At 34.5% G+C, this 18,230-nt stretch carries 17 protein-coding genes and 1 tRNA gene; 11 read left to right on the plus strand and 7 right to left on the minus strand.

Annotation, left to right across the window (positions count from 1 at the left end; translation table 11 throughout):
• Window positions 1-76: 76 nt before the first annotated feature.
• Window positions 77-553, minus strand: coding sequence for a regulatory protein RecX (locus GJV77_RS06885; RefSeq protein ID WP_155035639.1), 477 nt, complete (start codon window positions 551-553; stop codon window positions 77-79).
• A 169-nt stretch (window positions 554-722) separates the two neighbouring features.
• On the opposite strand from GJV77_RS06885, the gene GJV77_RS06890 reads away from it, so the two are divergent.
• Window positions 723-1,214, plus strand: coding sequence for a DinB family protein (locus GJV77_RS06890; protein ID WP_155035640.1), 492 nt, complete (start codon window positions 723-725; stop codon window positions 1,212-1,214).
• A gap of 49 nt (window positions 1,215-1,263) precedes the next feature.
• Here GJV77_RS06890 and GJV77_RS06895 read toward each other — a convergent pair.
• Window positions 1,264-1,343, minus strand: a tRNA-Leu gene (locus GJV77_RS06895).
• 160 nt (window positions 1,344-1,503) lie between these two features.
• Here GJV77_RS06895 and GJV77_RS06900 point away from each other — a divergent pair.
• The 3 genes from GJV77_RS06900 (at window position 1,504) to pth (ending at window position 3,784) form a co-directional block, all read left to right on the plus strand.
• On the plus strand, window positions 1,504-2,445 hold the full coding sequence (locus tag GJV77_RS06900) for a ribose-phosphate pyrophosphokinase (protein ID WP_155035641.1): 942 nt from the start codon (window positions 1,504-1,506) through the stop codon (window positions 2,443-2,445).
• A 29-nt stretch (window positions 2,446-2,474) separates the two neighbouring features.
• Entirely contained in the window at window positions 2,475-3,083 is a 609-nt protein-coding gene (locus GJV77_RS06905) for a 50S ribosomal protein L25/general stress protein Ctc (RefSeq protein ID WP_155035642.1), read from the plus strand.
• Between the two features lie 134 nt (window positions 3,084-3,217).
• Entirely contained in the window at window positions 3,218-3,784 is a 567-nt protein-coding gene (gene pth, locus GJV77_RS06910; protein ID WP_155035643.1) for an aminoacyl-tRNA hydrolase, read from the plus strand.
• A 51-nt stretch (window positions 3,785-3,835) separates the two neighbouring features.
• Here pth and aspS read toward each other — a convergent pair whose 3' ends face one another.
• The 3 genes from aspS to GJV77_RS06925 form a co-directional block, all read right to left on the minus strand.
• Window positions 3,836-5,593 carry an aspartate--tRNA ligase gene (aspS, locus tag GJV77_RS06915; RefSeq protein WP_155035644.1) on the minus strand — a complete coding sequence of 586 codons (1,758 nt, stop codon included), beginning with the start codon at window positions 5,591-5,593 and terminating at the stop codon, window positions 3,836-3,838.
• Between the two features lie 97 nt (window positions 5,594-5,690).
• Complete coding sequence (locus GJV77_RS06920) at window positions 5,691-6,845, minus strand: MFS transporter (protein WP_155035645.1); 1,155 nt, start codon at window positions 6,843-6,845, stop codon at window positions 5,691-5,693.
• Between the two features lie 27 nt (window positions 6,846-6,872).
• Window positions 6,873-7,946, minus strand: coding sequence for an NADH:flavin oxidoreductase/NADH oxidase (locus GJV77_RS06925; RefSeq protein WP_155035646.1), 1,074 nt, complete (start codon window positions 7,944-7,946; stop codon window positions 6,873-6,875).
• A 138-nt stretch (window positions 7,947-8,084) separates the two neighbouring features.
• Here GJV77_RS06925 and GJV77_RS06930 point away from each other — a divergent pair, with 138 nt between their 5' ends.
• A complete protein-coding gene (locus tag GJV77_RS06930; protein WP_155035647.1) occupies window positions 8,085-9,017 on the plus strand; it encodes a siderophore ABC transporter substrate-binding protein in 933 nt (310 codons plus the stop codon).
• 68 nt (window positions 9,018-9,085) lie between these two features.
• Here the strand turns inward: GJV77_RS06930 and GJV77_RS06935 are convergent, their stop codons facing one another.
• Window positions 9,086-9,748: a metal-dependent transcriptional regulator gene (locus GJV77_RS06935; protein WP_155035648.1), complete on the minus strand. Its 663-nt coding sequence runs from the start codon at window positions 9,746-9,748 to the stop codon at window positions 9,086-9,088.
• Between the two features lie 104 nt (window positions 9,749-9,852).
• Between GJV77_RS06935 and GJV77_RS06940 the strand changes: the two genes are divergently transcribed.
• The 4 genes from GJV77_RS06940 to GJV77_RS06955 all read left to right on the plus strand — a co-directional run bounded on the left by GJV77_RS06940 (window position 9,853) and on the right by GJV77_RS06955 (window position 15,966).
• Window positions 9,853-12,105, plus strand: coding sequence for a TonB-dependent receptor (locus GJV77_RS06940; RefSeq protein ID WP_155035649.1), 2,253 nt, complete (start codon window positions 9,853-9,855; stop codon window positions 12,103-12,105).
• A 9-nt stretch (window positions 12,106-12,114) separates the two neighbouring features.
• Window positions 12,115-12,585: a thioredoxin family protein gene (locus GJV77_RS06945; RefSeq protein WP_155035650.1), complete on the plus strand. Its 471-nt coding sequence runs from the start codon at window positions 12,115-12,117 to the stop codon at window positions 12,583-12,585.
• Between the two features lie 912 nt (window positions 12,586-13,497).
• A complete protein-coding gene (locus tag GJV77_RS06950; RefSeq protein WP_155035651.1) occupies window positions 13,498-13,860 on the plus strand; it encodes a BlaI/MecI/CopY family transcriptional regulator in 363 nt (120 codons plus the stop codon).
• A 24-nt stretch (window positions 13,861-13,884) separates the two neighbouring features.
• Entirely contained in the window at window positions 13,885-15,966 is a 2,082-nt protein-coding gene (locus GJV77_RS06955) for a M56 family metallopeptidase (protein ID WP_155035652.1), read from the plus strand.
• Between the two features lie 91 nt (window positions 15,967-16,057).
• Here the strand turns inward: GJV77_RS06955 and GJV77_RS06960 are convergent, their stop codons facing one another.
• On the minus strand, window positions 16,058-16,663 hold the full coding sequence (locus GJV77_RS06960; RefSeq protein WP_155035653.1) for an ATP-binding cassette domain-containing protein: 606 nt from the start codon (window positions 16,661-16,663) through the stop codon (window positions 16,058-16,060).
• Between the two features lie 463 nt (window positions 16,664-17,126).
• On the opposite strand from GJV77_RS06960, the gene GJV77_RS06965 reads away from it, so the two are divergent.
• Window positions 17,127-17,567: a hypothetical protein gene (locus tag GJV77_RS06965; RefSeq protein WP_155035654.1), complete on the plus strand. Its 441-nt coding sequence runs from the start codon at window positions 17,127-17,129 to the stop codon at window positions 17,565-17,567.
• A gap of 91 nt (window positions 17,568-17,658) precedes the next feature.
• Complete coding sequence (locus GJV77_RS06970; protein WP_377087486.1) at window positions 17,659-18,159, plus strand: septal ring lytic transglycosylase RlpA family protein; 501 nt, start codon at window positions 17,659-17,661, stop codon at window positions 18,157-18,159.
• The last annotated feature ends 71 nt before the right edge of the window (window positions 18,160-18,230 follow it).

The following is an 18,230-nucleotide window of genomic DNA, read 5'->3' on the forward strand; positions in this document are numbered from 1 at the left end:
TTACATATGTAGTCAGGCTTTTTTTGTTTTTATTATTTTCGAAGGTAAATAGAATGGTTTAACAAAGAGATTTATCTTATTTTGATAGCTCTTTTATTTTGTCGTAGATAATGTCTGATTCGTATCCTTTACGATATAAATAAGCATGTAGTTTTTGTTTTTTCTTTTCAATATCTGAATCTCTTAAAGATTCCCATTTTATAGTACTTATATGTTCGAAAGTTTCATAATATTGATCCTCTGTTATTTCCTGTAGGGCCAATTTGATTAGGGAAGATGATATTTTTCTAAGCTTCAGTTCTGAAACTATTCTATTTTTACCCCAAGCGCTGATTCGATGTTTTCCTCTTGCAAAACTTCTCGCAAAGCGCTCTTCATTTAGAAACTTATTTTCAATTAGGTAAACAATAATTTCATCGTGTTCGTTACTGGGTATATTTAGTGTGTATAACTTAGTCGTTACTTCACTATGACAGCGTTCCTGATAAGCACAATAGATTTCTAATTTTTTGATAGCCTCTTTTGTCGAAATATGTTTGTTCGGTTCTGTCATGGAATAAAAGTTTATCGTTTAAGGATAAATAGTTTGTTGATAGATTAGGTTGTTTATTCTGATTGTTGCTAAATTAAAAAAATAAGAAGAAGGATAGTTACTGTTTAATTAAAACTTAATCTTAACTGTTGTGTTTTCTTTTTTGTTACATTTAAATAAATTTTAAACAATGAGTATTAGCAAAAGTTTTTTATTAGAATTAGGACGTGAAGTTAGTAGTACAAAAAAGATTATAGCTTGTGTACCAAATGATCAATGGGGATGGAAACCTCATATGAAGTCTATGAGTCTTGGTGATTTATCTAAACATATTGTAGGACTTACAATTTGGACGGAAAATATATTGACGAAAGATCATTTAGATTTTCAAGTTGATTATAAAGTGTTAGAGGCAACTACTACTGATGAATTATTAGTATTACTTGATAAGTATGAAAAAGCTGTTATATCTGCTTTAAATATGTTTGATGAAGAGAAATGGATGAATGATTGGAAACTTAAGTCAGGGGAGCATGTAATTGTTGAAATGCCAAAAGTAGCAGCAAATAGATTTATTGTGAATAATCATATTTATCATCATAGAGGACAGTTATCTGTTTACTTAAGATTATTAGATATTGTTATTCCTGGAATGTATGGTCCTTCTGCTGATGATAAATAAAAATTGATTGTAATAAAAAAGCCTAACTCATTGAGTTAGGCTTTTTTTGTGCCCGGAGTGGGAATCGAACCCACACTCCGAAGAACACGAGTTTGAGTCGTGCGCGTCTACCAATTCCGCCATCCGGGCTGATGACTTATTGTTTGTGAGTGCAAATGTATGTAAAAAAAATTAACTTCAAAGATTTTTTTTAAAAAAATATCGTATAGTGAATATATATTTTATAAATTTGCAACGCCTTAAACAATGAGTAAGGTTATAACTAACAACATAACAACTAATTATACAAATGTCATATTTCGAACCAGATGCAAAGATATTCGCTTGTTCACAAAGTGTTGAATTAGCAGAGAAAATAGCGAAAGAATACGGGTGTGAACTTGGAAAAGTATCTTTGTCACATTATAGTGATGGAGAATTCCAACCTTCTTTTGAAGAATCAATTAGAGGAAAGAGAGTTTTCTTGGTATGTTCTACATTCCCATCATCAGACAACTTAATGGAATTGTTACTTATGTGTGATGCGGCAAAACGTGCTTCAGCAAGACATATCACTGCAGTTATTCCTTATTTTGGATGGGCTAGACAAGATAGAAAGGATAAACCAAGGGTGCCGATTGGCGCTAAATTGGTTGCAAAACTTTTAGAATCTGCCGGTGCAACTCGAATTATGACAATGGACTTACATGCGGATCAAATTCAAGGGTTTTTTGAAAAGCCAGTGGATCATTTATATGCATCTACAATCTTTTTACCATATGTAAAAAGTTTAGGTCTAGATAACTTAACTATTGCTTCTCCTGATATGGGAGGGTCTAAAAGAGCGTATGCTTATTCGAAGTTTTTAGGATCTGATGTTGTTATTTGTTACAAGCAACGTAAACAAGCAAATGTTATCGATAAAATGGAACTTATAGGTGATGTTAAAGGTCGTAATGTCATTCTTGTTGACGATATGATTGATACAGGTGGAACTCTGGCCAAAGCAGCAGACATGATGATGGAAAAAGGAGCTTTGAGTGTAAGAGCAATTTGTACACATGCTATTTTATCGGGTAGTGCTTACGAGAAGATCGAGCAGTCTGCAATTAAAGAGCTAATTGTTACCGATTCAATTCCATTAAGTAAGCCATGTGAAAAAATCAGAGTACTTAGCTGCGCCTCATTATTTGCAGAGGTTATGCATAATGTGCATGCTAATGAGTCAATTAGCAAAACATTTGTAGTATAAGAATTTATTAATTTTTTAAATATATTTAAATGAAATCAATTACAATTAAAGGATCAGAAAGAGAAAGCGTGGGTAAAGTATCAACTAAAGCCTTACGTAATGCTGGAATGGTACCTTGCGTAGTATACGGAGGAACTGAGCCAGCTGTGCATTTTGCAGCAGAGGAAAAAGCATTCAAAAACTTAGTTTATACTCCAAACGTACATACAGTTGTGATTGAGTTAGCTAATGGTAAATCAATCAATGCAGTATTGCAAGATATCCAATTCCACCCAGTGACTGACGGGATCTTACACATCGATTTCTTCCAATTACACGATGATAAAGAAATCACATTAGAAGTACCAGTTAAAGTTACTGGAAACTCTAAAGGTGTTATGGCTGGTGGTGTATTAAACCTTAACTTACGTAAATTAAAAGTTAAAGCTTTACCTGCTAATTTACCTGACTTCGTAGAAGTAAATATTTCTGAATTAGATATGGGTAACAAATTATACGTTACTGACGTACCAGTAAATAACTATAAATTGTTACATCCAGACAATACAGTAGTTTGTCAAGTAAGAATCTCTCGTGCTGCAATGAAAGCGGCTCAAGAAGCAGCGAAAGCAGCAAAAACAGCTACAAAGAAAAAATAATTCTTGTAAAGAATTAAAAATTGTATTTTTAAAAGCACCTGTTTGTTCAGGTGCTTTTTTATTTTGTCAAATAAGGTTACTTTGCTGCATTAGTGTATTTTTGTAGAACAGTAAACGATGTAATTAGTAGAACAATGAAGAAGTTTTTGATTATCGGTTTAGGAAATATTGGTGTTGAATATATCCATACACGTCATAATATTGGTTTTAAGGTTGTAGATGAAATAGCAAATGAACTGGGAGGAGATTGGCAAACTGTTAAATTAGGTAGTCTTGCTGAAGTAAAAATCAAAGGACGTACATTGCTTTTATTGAAGCCTAATACATATATGAATTTAAGTGGTAAAGCTGTTCTCTATTGGATGGAGAAGGAGAAAATACCTGTAGAGAATATATTAGTGGTCACAGATGATTTGAATTTAGCTTTTGGAACTATTCGTATCAAGCCAAAAGGTTCTGATGGTGGGCATAATGGACTAAAGAGTATACAAGCAACTTTAAACTCTGCCGTCTATCCGCGTTTTAGATTTGGTATTAGCGACGAATTTAAGAAAGGACAGCAAGTAGATTATGTTTTAGGGGTATGGAGTGATCAAGAGAAAGAACTTATGCCAGAGCGCCTTAAAATGGCATCTAAAGCAGTGCAAGAGTTTGCTTTAGGTGGGTTAAGTAATGCAATGAATACTTACAATGGTAAATAATCGATTTAAAGAAAAAAGGAGTTACTCAACGAGTAACTCCTTTTTTTATAATTATGCCTGTGGTTGTACCACAGTGATGTGTAATTCTTCTAACTGTTCTGGTGTAATTGTCGCAGGAGCGTCAATCATAACATCTCTACCAGAGTTATTTTTAGGGAACGCGATAAAGTCTCTAATCGTTTCTTGTCCTCCTAAGATAGCAACTAATCTATCTAATCCGAATGCTAATCCTCCGTGTGGTGGTGCTCCGTATTGGAAGGCATTCATTAAGAATCCGAATTGTTTCTCAGCTTCCTCTTTGCTAAATCCAAGGTGCTTAAACATCAATTCTTGTGTAGCTTTATCGTGGATACGTATTGAACCTCCTCCAATTTCGTTACCGTTTAATACCATATCATAAGCATTTGCACGTACTTTACCAGGATCAGTGTCTAGTAATGGAATATCTTCTACTTTAGGTGAAGTAAACGGGTGGTGCATAGCGAAGTAACGACCAGCTTCTTCATCGTATTCAAATAATGGGAAGTCGATAACCCAAAGAGGAGCAAACTCATCTGATTTTCTCAATCCCATGCGGTTACCTAACTCCATACGCAATGCACTTAATTGTGCTCTTGTTTTATTAGCAGGTCCTGAAAGTACTAAGATTAAGTCTCCAGCGTTAGCACCAGTTACTTCAGCCCATTTCTTAAGATCATCTTGGTCGTAGAACTTATCTACAGAAGATTTATATGTTCCATCAGCTTCACATTTACAGTACACCATACCAGAAGCACCTACTTGTGGGCGTTTTACCCAGTCGATAAGCGCGTCTATCTCTTTACGCGTGTATGTAGCAGCACCTGGTACAGCGATACCAACTACTAATTCTGCATTGTTAAATACACCGAATTCTTTGTGTTGAGCAACAGCATTTAACTCGCCGAACTCCATACCAAAACGAATATCTGGCTTGTCATTACCATATTTGCGCATAGCTTCTTCAAAAGTCATACGAGGGAATTTTTTCACTTCTATTCCGTGAATAGATTTTAGTAAGTGTCTTGTCATTCCTTCGAATGTATCCATGATGTCTTCTTGATCTACGAAAGTCATCTCACAGTCTATCTGAGTAAATTCAGGTTGTCTGTCAGCGCGTAAATCTTCGTCACGGAAACATTTGACGATTTGGAAATAACGATCCATGCCTCCCACCATCAACAATTGTTTGAAGGTTTGCGGAGACTGTGGTAGTGCATAGAATTCTCCTGCGTTCATACGAGATGGGACTACGAAGTCACGCGCTCCCTCAGGAGTTGAACTGATTAAGTAAGGAGTTTCTACCTCACAGAAATCTTGAGCAGAAAGATAATTTCTTACCTCTTGAGCAACCTTGTGTCTGAACAATAGATTGTTTTTTACAGGGTTTCTACGGATATCTAGGTAACGATATTTCATACGAATATCTTCACCACCATCAGTTTCGTCTTCGATTGTAAAGGGAGGAACTGCAGATTCATTTAAAACAGTTAAAGTATCAACCAAAATCTCTATATCACCTGTTGGTATATTAGGATTTTTCGAAGTACGTTCTATTACTTTTCCTTTTACTTGAATTACAAACTCTCTTCCTAGGTTTCTAGCAGTTTCAAAAACTGTTTTATCTGTTCTCTCTGCATCAAAGATTAATTGTGTGATACCATATCGGTCACGTAAATCAACCCAAATCATAAAACCTTTATCGCGATGCTTGCTTACCCATCCTGATAGGGTAACTTCTGTATTTATATCCGAAGCTCTTAAGGCTCCGCAATTATGCGTTCTGTACATTACTGAAAATTATTTCCTACAAATTTATAAACTTATTGTGAATGATTGAATAAAAAGCGAGTACAATGTCGTATAGATTTTATTATTCAATAGTTTTTTAAGAGGTAGCTTTCTTTTTCATTTGGATAAATGTGTATGCTAAGAATGCTCCGCATAGTGCTAAACCAGCACCAACCCACTCAGGCGAATTATAGCCATATCCCATCGTGATTGGTATTCCTCCTAGTGATGCACCAAGTGCATTTCCAATATTGAAAGAGGCTTGTCCTGCTGAAGCAGCTAACATTTCTGAGCCTTTAGCATTGTTGATTAATAACATTTGTAATGGCGAACCAATTGTAAATGCGACTAATCCAGTTATTAATGACATTGCGTAAGCCATCCATTGAATATGTACTGTATAGTAAACGATAATCAAACAAGTAGCCATTGCACAAAATGAAAATATTACCGCCTTGGCTGGTGGGAATGTATCGGCTAGTTTACCTCCTACAAAATTCCCAAGGAACATACCCAGTCCTACTAAAGTCATGATAATTGGAATTTTAGCTTCTTCTATTTGTGCTATATTAGTCATCATTGGTGCGATATAACTAATCCAAGCAAAGAGACCTCCCGTGCCTATTGAAATAAGAGCAACCAAAACCCATGCTATTGGCGTCTTAAAAAAAGCAGTTTTTTTTTTTAAATTAGTTTCTTTATCTGCTTCTAATTTTGGTACCCAGATAAATATTGCAAGTGCTGAAATGATACCTAACGAAGCAATCAAGGTATAGGCAGTTCGCCATGTGTATTCTTGTCCGATATAGGTGCTTATGGGTACTCCGATTAAATTAGCTGTTGTTAGTCCAGCAAACATAATAGCTACTGCTTGTGCCTCTTTTCCTTGTTTGGCTAGTCGAGTAGCGACTACTGAACCCACACCAAAAAACGCTCCATGGGGTAGTCCTGACATAAATCTAGAAATGATTAATGTCGTGTAGTTTGGAGATAAAACAAAAAGCACATGGAATATTGAGAACATTAGCATTAATGCCATTAGTACTTTGTGTGGTGCATATTTGTTAGATGACATTACTAATAATGGTGCTCCTACCACTACTCCTAGTGCATAAGTAGAAATGAAGTTTCCTGCTTTCGGAATACTTATTGCCAAGTCCTTAGCGATGTCAGGTAGTAATCCCATCATTGCGAATTCTGTCATCCCAATGGCTAACCCCCCTACAGCTAAAGCTAGTAAACTTTTGTTCATTGTTGTTTGAGTTTGTATGTAATAATTTTATATTGTTTCTTTTCCTCTTTCGTATTGATTAGCCCATGCTAAATCAACACCCAATTCATGAGCTGCTTTCATAGCAAAGTGCGGATCTCTCAATAATTCTCTACCGATTAGGATGCAATCTGCAAAGCCCTCTTCTAGTATTTCTTCCGCTTGCGTACTGGTTTTAATTAGACCTACGGCTCCTACTAGAATATTTGTTTGTTGTTTGATTGCCGCCGCAAATGGCACTTGGTAATTCTGTTTAACCTTTATCTGTTGATGTTTCACGAGTCCACCTGTGCTTACGTCGATTAGCTCAACTCCTTTTGTGTGAACTATTTTTGCTAGTTCGATACTCTCTTCTAAAGTCCATCCTCCTTCTGCCCAATCTGTAGCAGATATTCTTAACCATAAGCTTTGTGTTGTCAATACTGATTTGACAGCTTCTATTATTTCAAGTGTTAATCGTATTCTATTTTCAAATGACCCTCCATATCGGTCTGTACGTTGGTTGGTCAATGGTGATAGAAATTGATGGAGTAGGTAACCATGTGCGCCATGTAATTCAATGATTTCATATCCAGCTTGTACTGCACGTTTTGCACCTGAATGAAAAGCATTGATTAGATCTGATATATCTTCTTGACTCATTGCTTTTGGTGGATTGTCTTCTTGGTTAAAGGGAATTACCGTAGGAGCAATAGTTTGCCACCCATTTTTCTCTCGAGGCGCAATTTGAGCCCTAGTAATCCATGGTTTTTCACAACTTGCCTTTCTACCGGCATGTGCTAATTGTATACCAGGTATGCAACCTTGACTTTTTATAAATGTTGTGATCTGTTTTAGTTTTACTATTTGTTCATCAGACCATATTCCCAAGTCAGCATAGGTAATTCTTCCTTCTGGACTAACAGCAGTAGCTTCTTGTATAATTGCCCCTACTTTTCCAATGGCAAATTGTCCATAATGTGCAAGGTGCCAATCTGTTGCTAATCCATCGATTGCAGAATATTGACACATAGGAGATACTATGATTCTATTTCCTAAAGTATTGTTTGACAACACTAAAGGTGTGAAGAGTTTTTTAGTCATAAGGTTGGTTTGAGGGTACAAAAGTATTAATTAATAGTTTGTCGTATAGGTCTTTTGTCCTAAAAGATGATTTTAATTATGCGCTTTGAAAAATGAATTCTATATTTGTTATTTGTAATCGTTTTAAATAATTTAATAATGAATAGATTTATTATTGTAAGTGCATCACTCTTGTTCGTTGCTTTAATGACCAGTTGTAATCAAGTTAATAAAGAAGGAAAATCTGAAGAGACTTTTAGTGTTGAGAATATGGGTAGAACCATTTCGTTAGATAAAAATATTAAGGATGTTGTTGTTTTCGACGTTGGTGCCATGGAAAATATGATTGAATTAGATATCCCGTTTAAAGGGATGGCCAAACAATATGCGCCAAATTTTTTAGATAGTTATATTAAAGATGATAAGATTACAGATGTAGGATACTTTATACAGCCTAACTATGAGCAAGTAAGTAAACTCAATCCTGATTTGATTATTATGAGTAATTGGTATGATAAGGATTATAGTGAGTTTTCTAAGATCGCTCCGACAATTTCTGTTGGAATAGCTGGTAGTGATTATATGAGTAGTGCTATTCGAGATCTAAAAACCTTAGGTCAAGTTTTTCATGTAGAAAGTAAAGTTGATTCATTAATTAGCCAGCTTGAAAATAAAGTGACGGCTGTTAAAGAAACGATTGCCTCTAGCGATGAGACTGCAATGCTTATTTTGTACAATAATCGCAACCTTAGTGTTTTTGGAAAAGAATCCCGTTTTGGTTTTATTTTTAAAGAATTAGGGGTAAAGTCAGCTATGGGGGATATCAAGGAAGGAAGTGATCATGGTAGTATTGTTTCTAGTGAGTTTGTAATGGAACAAAATCCTGATATTATTTATATTATTGACAGAGGTCTAGTAATGGATAATACTCCTTTAAACAAGGAAGAGTTGGAGAATCCACTTATTCAAAAAACGAATGCTTATAAAAATGGAAAAATCGTTTACTTAGATCCAAATATTTGGTATTTAGCAGGCGGTGGTTATACTTCGTTTAATAAAATGTTGGACGGAGTGCTTGAAGCATACAACTAGTTGTAATAATTGAATGACAAAAAGGGGGAGTAGACTATAAAAGTGTACTCCCCTTTTTGCTTCATTCTTTAAGCAGAGATTACTTTTACATATAAGTTACTTGCTATTTTTTTTGTAATAGTGATTGTATGTTGATGTAATCCGATGGTATAAGATTGATCAAATGGCTCGATGTCCACAATTTCAATAACTGTACCTAGCGATATTTTGTGTTTATCTAAGTATTGTAGAAATTCTGATGAAGAATCTTTTACTCCTACACAGACTACTTTTGTGTTAATATCAATTTCTGATAAAAGTTGTTTATCAACTAGTTTAATCTCTCCTTTAGCATTTGGTATCGGATCACCGTGTGGGTCTTGGGTAGGGTATTCTAGAAATGCATCTAGTTTATTGATCAATTTTTCAGATTTAATATGCTCTAATTCTTCAGCAACATCGTGAACTTCATCCCAATTGAAACCTAGCTTTTCAACTAAAAAAACTTCCCACAGACGGTGCTTTCGTACTATCATCTTTGCAGCCATAATTCCTTCAGCTGTAAGTGTAACTCCTTGATATTTTTGATACTTGATCAGTTGCTTCTCGTTTAGCTTCTTAATCATATCTGTGACAGAGGAAGCTTTAGTTTCTATTTTAGCAGCAATGGCATTTGTCGAAACTCCCTTCTTTTGACCTAGCGAAAGGTGGAAGATTGTCTTTAAGTAATTCTCCTCTGAATAAGTAAGCATAAATGGTGTATTTTATTTAATAAACAAAGTTATCATTTTTTCTTTACAAATATATTTTTAGATTTGTCTAAAATTTAGTTTAGATAATCAATTTAAATATTTTTATGCGTATAATAATTACTTTGGGGGTAGCCATATTTTCTGTTGCAAGTGTTCTTGCACAGCGTGTAACCGGAACCGTTCGAACGAGTGGAGAGCGTTTGCCATTTGCAACTGTTGTTATTGGAAACAACGAAAAGGCTTTAGTCACCGATGAAAAAGGAGATTTTGAGTTTGATGGTTTAAGGGAAGGGACATTTTATATTAGTGCTGAATTTGTAGGATATAAGAAGCTCGTAAAAAAGTTTCATGTGCATCAAGGAGAAGATGTTGTTGTAAATTTCAACTTAGAGGAAGATAGTAAATTAGATGAAATTGTGATTTCAGGTACCTTAAAGCCTGTTTCGAAATCTGAAGCTGTCGTGCCTGTTGAGATTTATAACCCTACTTTTTTTGCGAAGAATCCTACAGCCAATTTATTTGATGCAGTACAAATGATTAATGGGGTACAGCCTCAATTGAATTGCAATGTATGTAATACGGGTGATATTCACATTAATGGAATGGAGGGACCTTATACCATGATTTTGATTGACGGTATGCCTATTGTTTCTTCTTTATCTACTGTTTATGGACTTTTTGGTATTCCGACTAGTCTGATCGATCGTGTTGAAGTGGTTAAAGGGCCTGCTTCTTCACTTTATGGAACTGAGGCCATGGGGGGAATTATAAATGTAATAACTAAAGATCCTGAAAAGGCCGCTCAATTAGCTTTAGATGCCTTTAGTACGACTTGGCAAGAGCACAATGTAGATATGGGGGCTAGTTATAAATTGGGTAAAAATGCCAATGGTTTGTTTGGTGGTAACTACTTTAAATTTGGAAATTTAAAGGATAGTAACAACGATGGTTTTACTGATGTAACTCAACAAGAGCGCGTATCAGTATTTAATAAATTTTCTTTTAATAGACCTAGTGAAAAGGCTGCTAGTTTAGCTTTGCGTTATGTATATGAAGATAGATGGGGGGGACAGACAAATTGGAAAAGGAAACAGCACCGTGGTGGAGAGGAAGTATATGCGGAGAGTATATTTACGAATCGCTTTGAAGCAATTGGAATGTATCAATTGCCGACTACGGAAAATATCTATACTCAGTTTTCCTATATTTATCATCAGCAAAATTCAATGTATGGACCTGAATCTTATAATGCAAAACAACAGGTAGCTTTTGCTCAAGCATATTGGGATAAAACTATAGGAAATCACAGTCTGTTAGTTGGTTCTTCTTTTAAATATACTTACTATAACGACAATACCCGAGCAACTGGAATATACGATGAACATGGTTTGGTGAAAAATCAAGCACAAGAGACACCGATCCCGGGAGTGTTTATTCAAGATGAGTGGAAATTAAATGATAAGAATAAAGTCTTATTAGGTTACCGTTTTGATTACGATCAAAAGCACAAAGGAATTCATTCTCCTCGATTAGGATATAAATATACACCACATCCGCATCATACTATCAGAGGTAGTTTTGGTACAGGATTTAGAGTTGTCAATGTTTTCACAGAAGATCATCGTGCACTTACAGGAGCCAGAGAAGTTGTATTTGCTGAAGATTTAAAACCTGAAAAATCATATAATGTTAATCTAAATTATACTTTTAAAGTTCCCGCTAATTTTGGTGTTTTAAATTTTGATATTAATGGTTTTTATACCTATTTCACCAATAAAATTGATGCTGATACGGATACAGATCAATACAAAATTATTTACGCTAATCTTGATGGCCACGCTATTTCGCAAGGAGTTTCAGCCAATGTTGATTTAACCCTTGACATTCCGTTGAAGATAATGGCGGGAGTAACGTATATGGATGTATATCGCAAAGAAGAGGGAGAGCGCAATCAGATTTATCATTCGCCTAAGTGGTCAGGAAATGTTATTGCTAGTTATAATTTTGGGCATGGATTTACAGCAGATGTTACCTCTGATTGGAAAGGACCGATGCGTTTACCACGCGTAGAGAATGATTATAGACCAGAGTATTCACCATGGACGGTATTAGCTAATGTTCAGGTAACAAAGAAATTTAATAAGGGGTTTGAGGTTTATGGAGGAGTTAAAAATCTTTTTAACACCCTACCAAAGGAAGACCCAATCGCACGATGGTGGGATCCTTTTGGAGAGCCTGGCAATGGTGTGACACCGCCAGATGGACGTACAGATATTATTTTTGAGCCTAATGATTATAGCTATACTCCACTACAAGGTATTAGAGGGTTTTTAGGTGTTCGCTATCATTTGTTTTAGTCTTATAAAATGAGATGTATTATTTTTTTTATTTTTTTCAATTGCTTTGGTTTGGGTGTTTACGCCCAGGCCAAGGCAATTTCTTTTGAACAGTTAGATGAGTTGCAAGCAATAGAAGCTCGGCCAGTAGTTGTTTTTTTGTATACAAATTGGTGTAGCTATTGTACGCTTATGGAGCAAAAGACATTCAAGAATGACCATGTAATTAATCGATTAAATCAAGATTTTTATTTTATTCCTTTTAATGCTGAGCAAGATAAAGTGTTGCTTTATAAAGGGAAAGAATATGCTTTGAAAAAGCGTGGGATTAATACTAGTCAGCATGAATTAGCTATCAAATTTGTACAATCAAATGCTTATCCTGCTATTGTTTTTTTAGACGCTAATGGGGAAGTTATTTACCGGCATTTTGCTTATTTACGCGCAAAGGAATTATTGTATATGTTAGGTGTTATTCACTCACAAGAAAACAGGTTGTAAAGGAAGTCTTTTATTTCTTGTATTGATTATTAGTCAAATTTTTTAGGTTATTTATTGGAGTCTTATGCATTAATGGATGTATAAGGCTTTCTTATTGTATTCGGGGTAATAGAAGGTTCTACTTGATGGTTTCTTTTTTACTCTCTATTTTGTTTTTGTTATTTTCTTTTGTGCGTTGATGCTTGACCAATGCGTGCAGTATGGGTGCAGTTTTGTTGCCAAGAAGTGAGCTGTGGGCTAGTAAACTGCACGTATTCTGCACTGATGGCTCAATCTTGCGAGGAAAAAGTATGTGGAAGATGAAAATGAGCAAGGAATATTGTCATTTATTAACTTTGGTTTAGTGTGTGATGACTCTTGTTCGACTGCTTCGTTTGAGCCATTGTTGGATAGGAGTATTTTGTATAGTAAAAGGATTGAGCTAAGTTTAAAGTTGTAGACAACAGTTTATTCGTTAGATTTAAAGATATCGTTATTGTACCTGCCTGCTCTTTGTTGTGAAACAACAAAGAGCAGGCAGGTAGTGAATAATTGTTGAAGTATGGTGTAAAAGAGGTAATTGTCTTTACGATTTATTGAAATTTTTCATTTGTTATTTTGGGAAATTTGAGTGTTGGTCGAGGATTGCTTTTGTTCTGTTTTAGTCTTAATGGGAAGCGATCAGTAGAGTGCGTATAAAAAAACTAACATACTATAAAGACTACAGCTATTTTCTGTTGACCAGTTTAAGCATTAAAAACCATTGTTTACTTTTTTTTAAAAATAGTAAAATTGTGCAAAGAGCTTATTTTTCAAGGGTTATATAGGTGTTGATGAAGGTATAATATTGCTCTTTATACGAGGTAAACTAAATTAATAGTTGTGTAACTAATTTTTTAGTTATACATTTGAATTCAATATAAAGCAATGATTATGGAGAAGTTAACAAATAAAGAAGAAGATATAATGCGTATCCTTTGGAGGATAGAGAAAGGATTTATCAACGATATACTTGATCAGATGCCTGAGCCCAAGCCTCATTATAATACACTATCAACATTAGTAAGAATATTAGAAGAAAAAGGTGTGGTCGCTCATCAAGCTTATGGAAAATCACATCAGTATTACCCTATATTAAGTATCGAGGATTATAGAAAGCAGTTTATGGAAGATACGCTGCACAAATACTTTGACAATTCGTTTGCCAATTTGGTTAACTTTTTTGCAAAAGATAAGCAGTTGACTAGAACTGAATTAGATGAATTGAGTCAATTGATAGAGAAAAATAGAAAGTAAACCACCATTAAATTTGAGATTCAGATGACAAGTTTGCTACTGTATTTTTTGAAAGTAAATCTTTTATTAGCCTTTGTTTTTGCTTTCTACTATGTATTTCTAAGGAAAGAGACTTTCGTTAGAGCAATACGTTGGTACTTTAATCTAGGAATGCTATTAAGTTTTATTTTACCCACTATATTTTGGACACGCGAGATTATAGTTGAGCGAGAGGCAATTGATTTCGATGAGTTACTGGCGAGCTCATTAAGCTCGGCGTTACAAGAAAGTGAAGCGGTAACAACGATCTTTCCATGGGATGAATATCTCTTGTTGTTTTATGTATTGGTAAGTCTATTTTTTATTGGTCTGTTGTGTTATCGAGCTTTAAGACTTATGTATAGAGTTCGTCGATTACCACAGTCACCTTTTGGATCACATATACATATTGACGAGCAAGCTATAGATGCTTATTCTTTTGTTAGGTGTATTGTATTACCAGCTAACTATAAAGAGCTAGATCGATTGGATTTAGTTCTTTTGCACGAAGAGATTCACTTAGCGGAAAAACATTCATTTGATATGTTGTTTGTCTCTATAGTTCGCGCACTATGTTGGTTCAATCCGTTTATGTGGTTACTTCAAAAATCAATTAATCTAAATCTTGAATATATCGTTGATCAGCAAGTAAGCAGAGCGTGTGACTCCTATGAATATCAATCCGCATTAGTGCGTTTTCAATATCAAAAAATTGACGATGTACCTATCGTTAATGCGTTTCAATCCTCTGATTTAAAAAAGAGAATAATCATGTTAAATAAGCAAAAATCAACTATAATGAAAAGAGTAAAGTTTTTATTAATCGCTCCATTTATCACAGCCTTTTTTGGTCTATTTCAAGTAGAGGTAAAGGCTAAAGTAATCGAATTGCCGACAAGTGATTACTCAACGGATCAGCGTCCTCAAGAGATAAAAGTAAGCCACGTAAGAAATACTCCACAGGTACTTGATGTGGAAGAAGTTTCTAATGAGCCACAGTTCAAGCAAGTGAAAAGTGATGGGGTAGAGATTCGTACCGTTCATACAAATGCTACGTCAAAAGGGGTAGTAATTAAAGAAGAAAAGAATGTTAAAAAACAATATGTCTCTAATAATAAGGAGAAAGTAGAAGGTAATAAGGGGGTAGAAGAGAAAGGTGAGCCTATCTATATCGTAGACGGTGTTGAGCTTACGAAAGAGGAGGTGATGCGTATTAATGCAACTAGTATTGAGAAAATGGCTGTATTGAAAGGTCTCAGAGCGGTGGCTAGATATGGAGAACAAGCCAAAGACGGAGCTATCTTAATTATCACGAAAAAGACAGATAATGAAACAGCTAATCGCAGGAGAGACTTATTTCGAAAAGAATTAGAAGAATCTAGCGAAAACAGTATTGCGCTGCGCAAAGAACGAATTGAAAAAAGAAAAGAAGCTTTAACAGTTGATTTAGAAAAATTTGAAGCTGAGCATCAGGCACGCGTAGATGAGCATAAGTTAGAAGCAGCTGCTCGTAAAGAAGAACACCAATTGCGCAGACAGGAATTAGAAGAGGAACGACAAGCATATAAGGAAGCAGCAGAGTCTAGAAGAGAAGAGATAAAAGAAATGCGTAATAAGAGTATTAAAGCTCAAAAGAAAAATCGAAAAGAAAGAATAGACTTTCATGATTTAGATAGAGTAATGCGTGAAGCTGAAATGCAGAAAAAGGTAAAAGATCGCAATCGAAAGTTGGAGGAGGATAGTGCGAAACGTAGAAAAGAGAATGCAGAGCGACTAAAAGCAATGGAAGGAAAAGGTGCTGCTTCAACTAAAGAGAGAAAGACAGATATGTCAAAAATCATACATGTAGTTGATGGTAAGTTTTATGATTCAGAAGAATTCATGGCACAAGGTATAACTACAAAAGACATTAAAAAAGTAAAGGTTTATAATAAAGAAGATGCAAAAGCTAAATTCAACTATACAGGTGAGAAGACAATCTTTGAGTATACTTTTACGACAGAAGAGGATATTAAAAGAGCACAAGAAGTAGCTGAATTAACAAAGAGATATAAAGAAAAAATAAATGCTATTGAATTAGTAGACTAATATTTGATAGGTATTAAATTAATTTAACAACTGAAAAGATCTAGAGTGTTATCACTTTAGGTCTTTTTTTGTCTGTAATAAGAAGATTAGGTTAAAGGGCGCTGGAATTGGAAGGGACTCCTTTTAAAATACCTTGGTCTAATGTATATAGTTTAGTACAGGTATGTTGAAGTAGCGTGTGGTTGTGATCGGCAATTAGAATTCCTTTATTTGTTGATACACTTTTGATTAATTGGATAAGTTTTTCTTGAATTATGGGAGAAATTCCAGTAAAAGGTTCATCTAGGATACAAAAAGGTTGAGGTAAAATCAGTGTATAAATATTTTGCACTAAAAGCTGTTCACCAGAAGAGAGCTCTTTGAGTTTAGCTTTACTTTCAAGGTTGAAGTCATTTATTAATTGTCGAGGTAAGATAGTACTCAGCGAAAATTGAGTAGGGAGAGAAACAAATTGGGGAGCATAGGAGAATATCTTGTTCAACTTATGTTGTTTGATAACAGTGTTATCGAAACGGACGAAGCAAGAATCTGCTTTTTTTAGGCCAAATAGAATTGAAAAAAGAGTTGACTTACCAGTACCGTTACGACCAATTATGCCTATGATATCACTAGTTTGCATAGACAAAACAATACCGTTCAATAGTAGCTTCGAAGGTAATTGATAAACAAGGCTGTCAATGTGTAATTGATGCGACATATTTTAAAACAATTGTTTAAGAAGTGAGATAATAAAAAGATTGACAATATATATACAAATGTAAAAGATCAAGTAGTTTACTTGATGGTTTCGGAGAAAGATTGTTTCCTTCTTTCCCAAAGTGATGAGGTAAATATGAAATAAAGCTATTGCAATGGCAGCAATTAAGAATTGAGGTATAGCTGTAGTAATAAGACTTAGTAAGCACGTTATTATTAGAATAATAAGACTATGGTAAGCAAGGTAACGTTGAAGTAGAGTCATTAATCGTGTGATTATTTACAAATAATTATTGTGTAATGTACTAACAAATTAAAAATAAGGTATTTTTTTAAGGAATAGGAACAAAGTGTACATTATTTTATTTAGCATACACCATCAAGTGAATTAATTGTAATTCTTATAGATAGACTATTGTATTTAATAGTTTTACTTATATTTGCTCGAAACTAATAACATCAATATGGAATTCAGTACAATTATTAAACAAGCGCATTCAGGAGTAGCGTATTTAGCTCTAATCTTTTTGCTAATTGCAATTATTAATGCATTTGCAGGAGCTGCTTCAAAAAGACAATTTACAGAAAAGGATAGAAAATTAGGGTTATTTGCTCTAATCTTTACACATATCCAGTTATTACTAGGGTTAATCTTATATTTCGTATCACCAATGGTACAAACTTTAAGTGGAAATATGGGAGAAGTAATGAAAAATTCAGCATTGAGACTTTATGGAATAGAGCACCCATTGATTAATATCATTGCTATAGTGTTAATCACAATTGGTTGGTCAAAGCATAAAAAAGCAACTGATGATGCAAGTAAGTTTAAGAAATTTACAATTTTCTATACTTTAGGTTTGATTTTGATTTTATCAAGAATCCCATGGTCAGCATGGTTCTAATTACATAAAGAGCTTACCAAATAAAAAGGAGTCCGACAGGACTCCTTTTTATTTGGTATATTTATTGACTTACAAAAAGGAATAATTCATGATCGAAATGAGAAACGTAGTATTATTAATTGTCTTTTTTAGCTTCTACAGTTTTGTAGGAAAGCCACAGTTGATGAATAATGAATCGAAGAGCTATGATGAAGTACAGTCTGTATTAACGGATACAGTAGTGATGAGTATTGATTCGGTTGCTACCGAGTCAAAGGTAGAATTAGAAGAGGAGGAGATACAGTACGAACTGATAGATGAAGAGACAAAAGCTTCTTATTATCACGATAAATTTACAGGTAGAAAAACGGCTAGTGGAGCGGTATTCAATAATGCAGAGTACACGGCAGCCCATAAAACATTACCATTTGGAACTAAAGTAAAAGTTACTAATATTACAAATCAACGATCAGTAATACTTACAATAACAGATCGTGGTCCTTTCATTAAAGGAAGAAGTATTGATTTGTCAAAACGCGCTTTTTTTGATTTAACGGATAATAAGAAAAGTGGTGTTTTAAATGTGAAAATCGAGCGTATATTAGAAGAATAATAGACAAAGAATACCTTCGTTTATTCAATTAATAGGAGTGGAATTATAGATGAATAAATAGACAGAATGTA

The sequence above is a fragment of the Myroides pelagicus genome (assembly GCF_009711055.1).
In the GTDB taxonomy this organism is placed as follows: Bacteria; Bacteroidota; Bacteroidia; order Flavobacteriales; family Flavobacteriaceae; genus Flavobacterium; species Flavobacterium pelagicum.

Coding starts and splice junctions, on each gene's coding strand:
- GJV77_RS06900 (WP_155035641.1), top strand. CDS start 1,504: ATGTCATATTTCGAACCAGATGCAAAGATATTCGCTTGTTCACAAAGT.
- GJV77_RS06885 (WP_155035639.1), bottom strand. CDS start 553: ATGACAGAACCGAACAAACATATTTCGACAAAAGAGGCTATCAAAAAA.
- GJV77_RS06960 (WP_155035653.1), bottom strand. CDS start 16,663: ATGTCGCATCAATTACACATTGACAGCCTTGTTTATCAATTACCTTCG.
- GJV77_RS06905 (WP_155035642.1), top strand. CDS start 2,475: ATGAAATCAATTACAATTAAAGGATCAGAAAGAGAAAGCGTGGGTAAA.
- GJV77_RS06920 (WP_155035645.1), bottom strand. CDS start 6,845: ATGAACAAAAGTTTACTAGCTTTAGCTGTAGGGGGGTTAGCCATTGGG.
- GJV77_RS06890 (WP_155035640.1), top strand. CDS start 723: ATGAGTATTAGCAAAAGTTTTTTATTAGAATTAGGACGTGAAGTTAGT.
- GJV77_RS06930 (WP_155035647.1), top strand. CDS start 8,085: ATGAATAGATTTATTATTGTAAGTGCATCACTCTTGTTCGTTGCTTTA.
- GJV77_RS06955 (WP_155035652.1), top strand. CDS start 13,885: ATGACAAGTTTGCTACTGTATTTTTTGAAAGTAAATCTTTTATTAGCC.
- GJV77_RS06945 (WP_155035650.1), top strand. CDS start 12,115: ATGAGATGTATTATTTTTTTTATTTTTTTCAATTGCTTTGGTTTGGGT.
- pth (WP_155035643.1), top strand. CDS start 3,218: ATGAAGAAGTTTTTGATTATCGGTTTAGGAAATATTGGTGTTGAATAT.
- GJV77_RS06925 (WP_155035646.1), bottom strand. CDS start 7,946: ATGACTAAAAAACTCTTCACACCTTTAGTGTTGTCAAACAATACTTTA.
- GJV77_RS06935 (WP_155035648.1), bottom strand. CDS start 9,748: ATGCTTACTTATTCAGAGGAGAATTACTTAAAGACAATCTTCCACCTT.
- GJV77_RS06940 (WP_155035649.1), top strand. CDS start 9,853: ATGCGTATAATAATTACTTTGGGGGTAGCCATATTTTCTGTTGCAAGT.
- GJV77_RS06965 (WP_155035654.1), top strand. CDS start 17,127: ATGGAATTCAGTACAATTATTAAACAAGCGCATTCAGGAGTAGCGTAT.
- GJV77_RS06950 (WP_155035651.1), top strand. CDS start 13,498: ATGGAGAAGTTAACAAATAAAGAAGAAGATATAATGCGTATCCTTTGG.
- aspS (WP_155035644.1), bottom strand. CDS start 5,593: ATGTACAGAACGCATAATTGCGGAGCCTTAAGAGCTTCGGATATAAAT.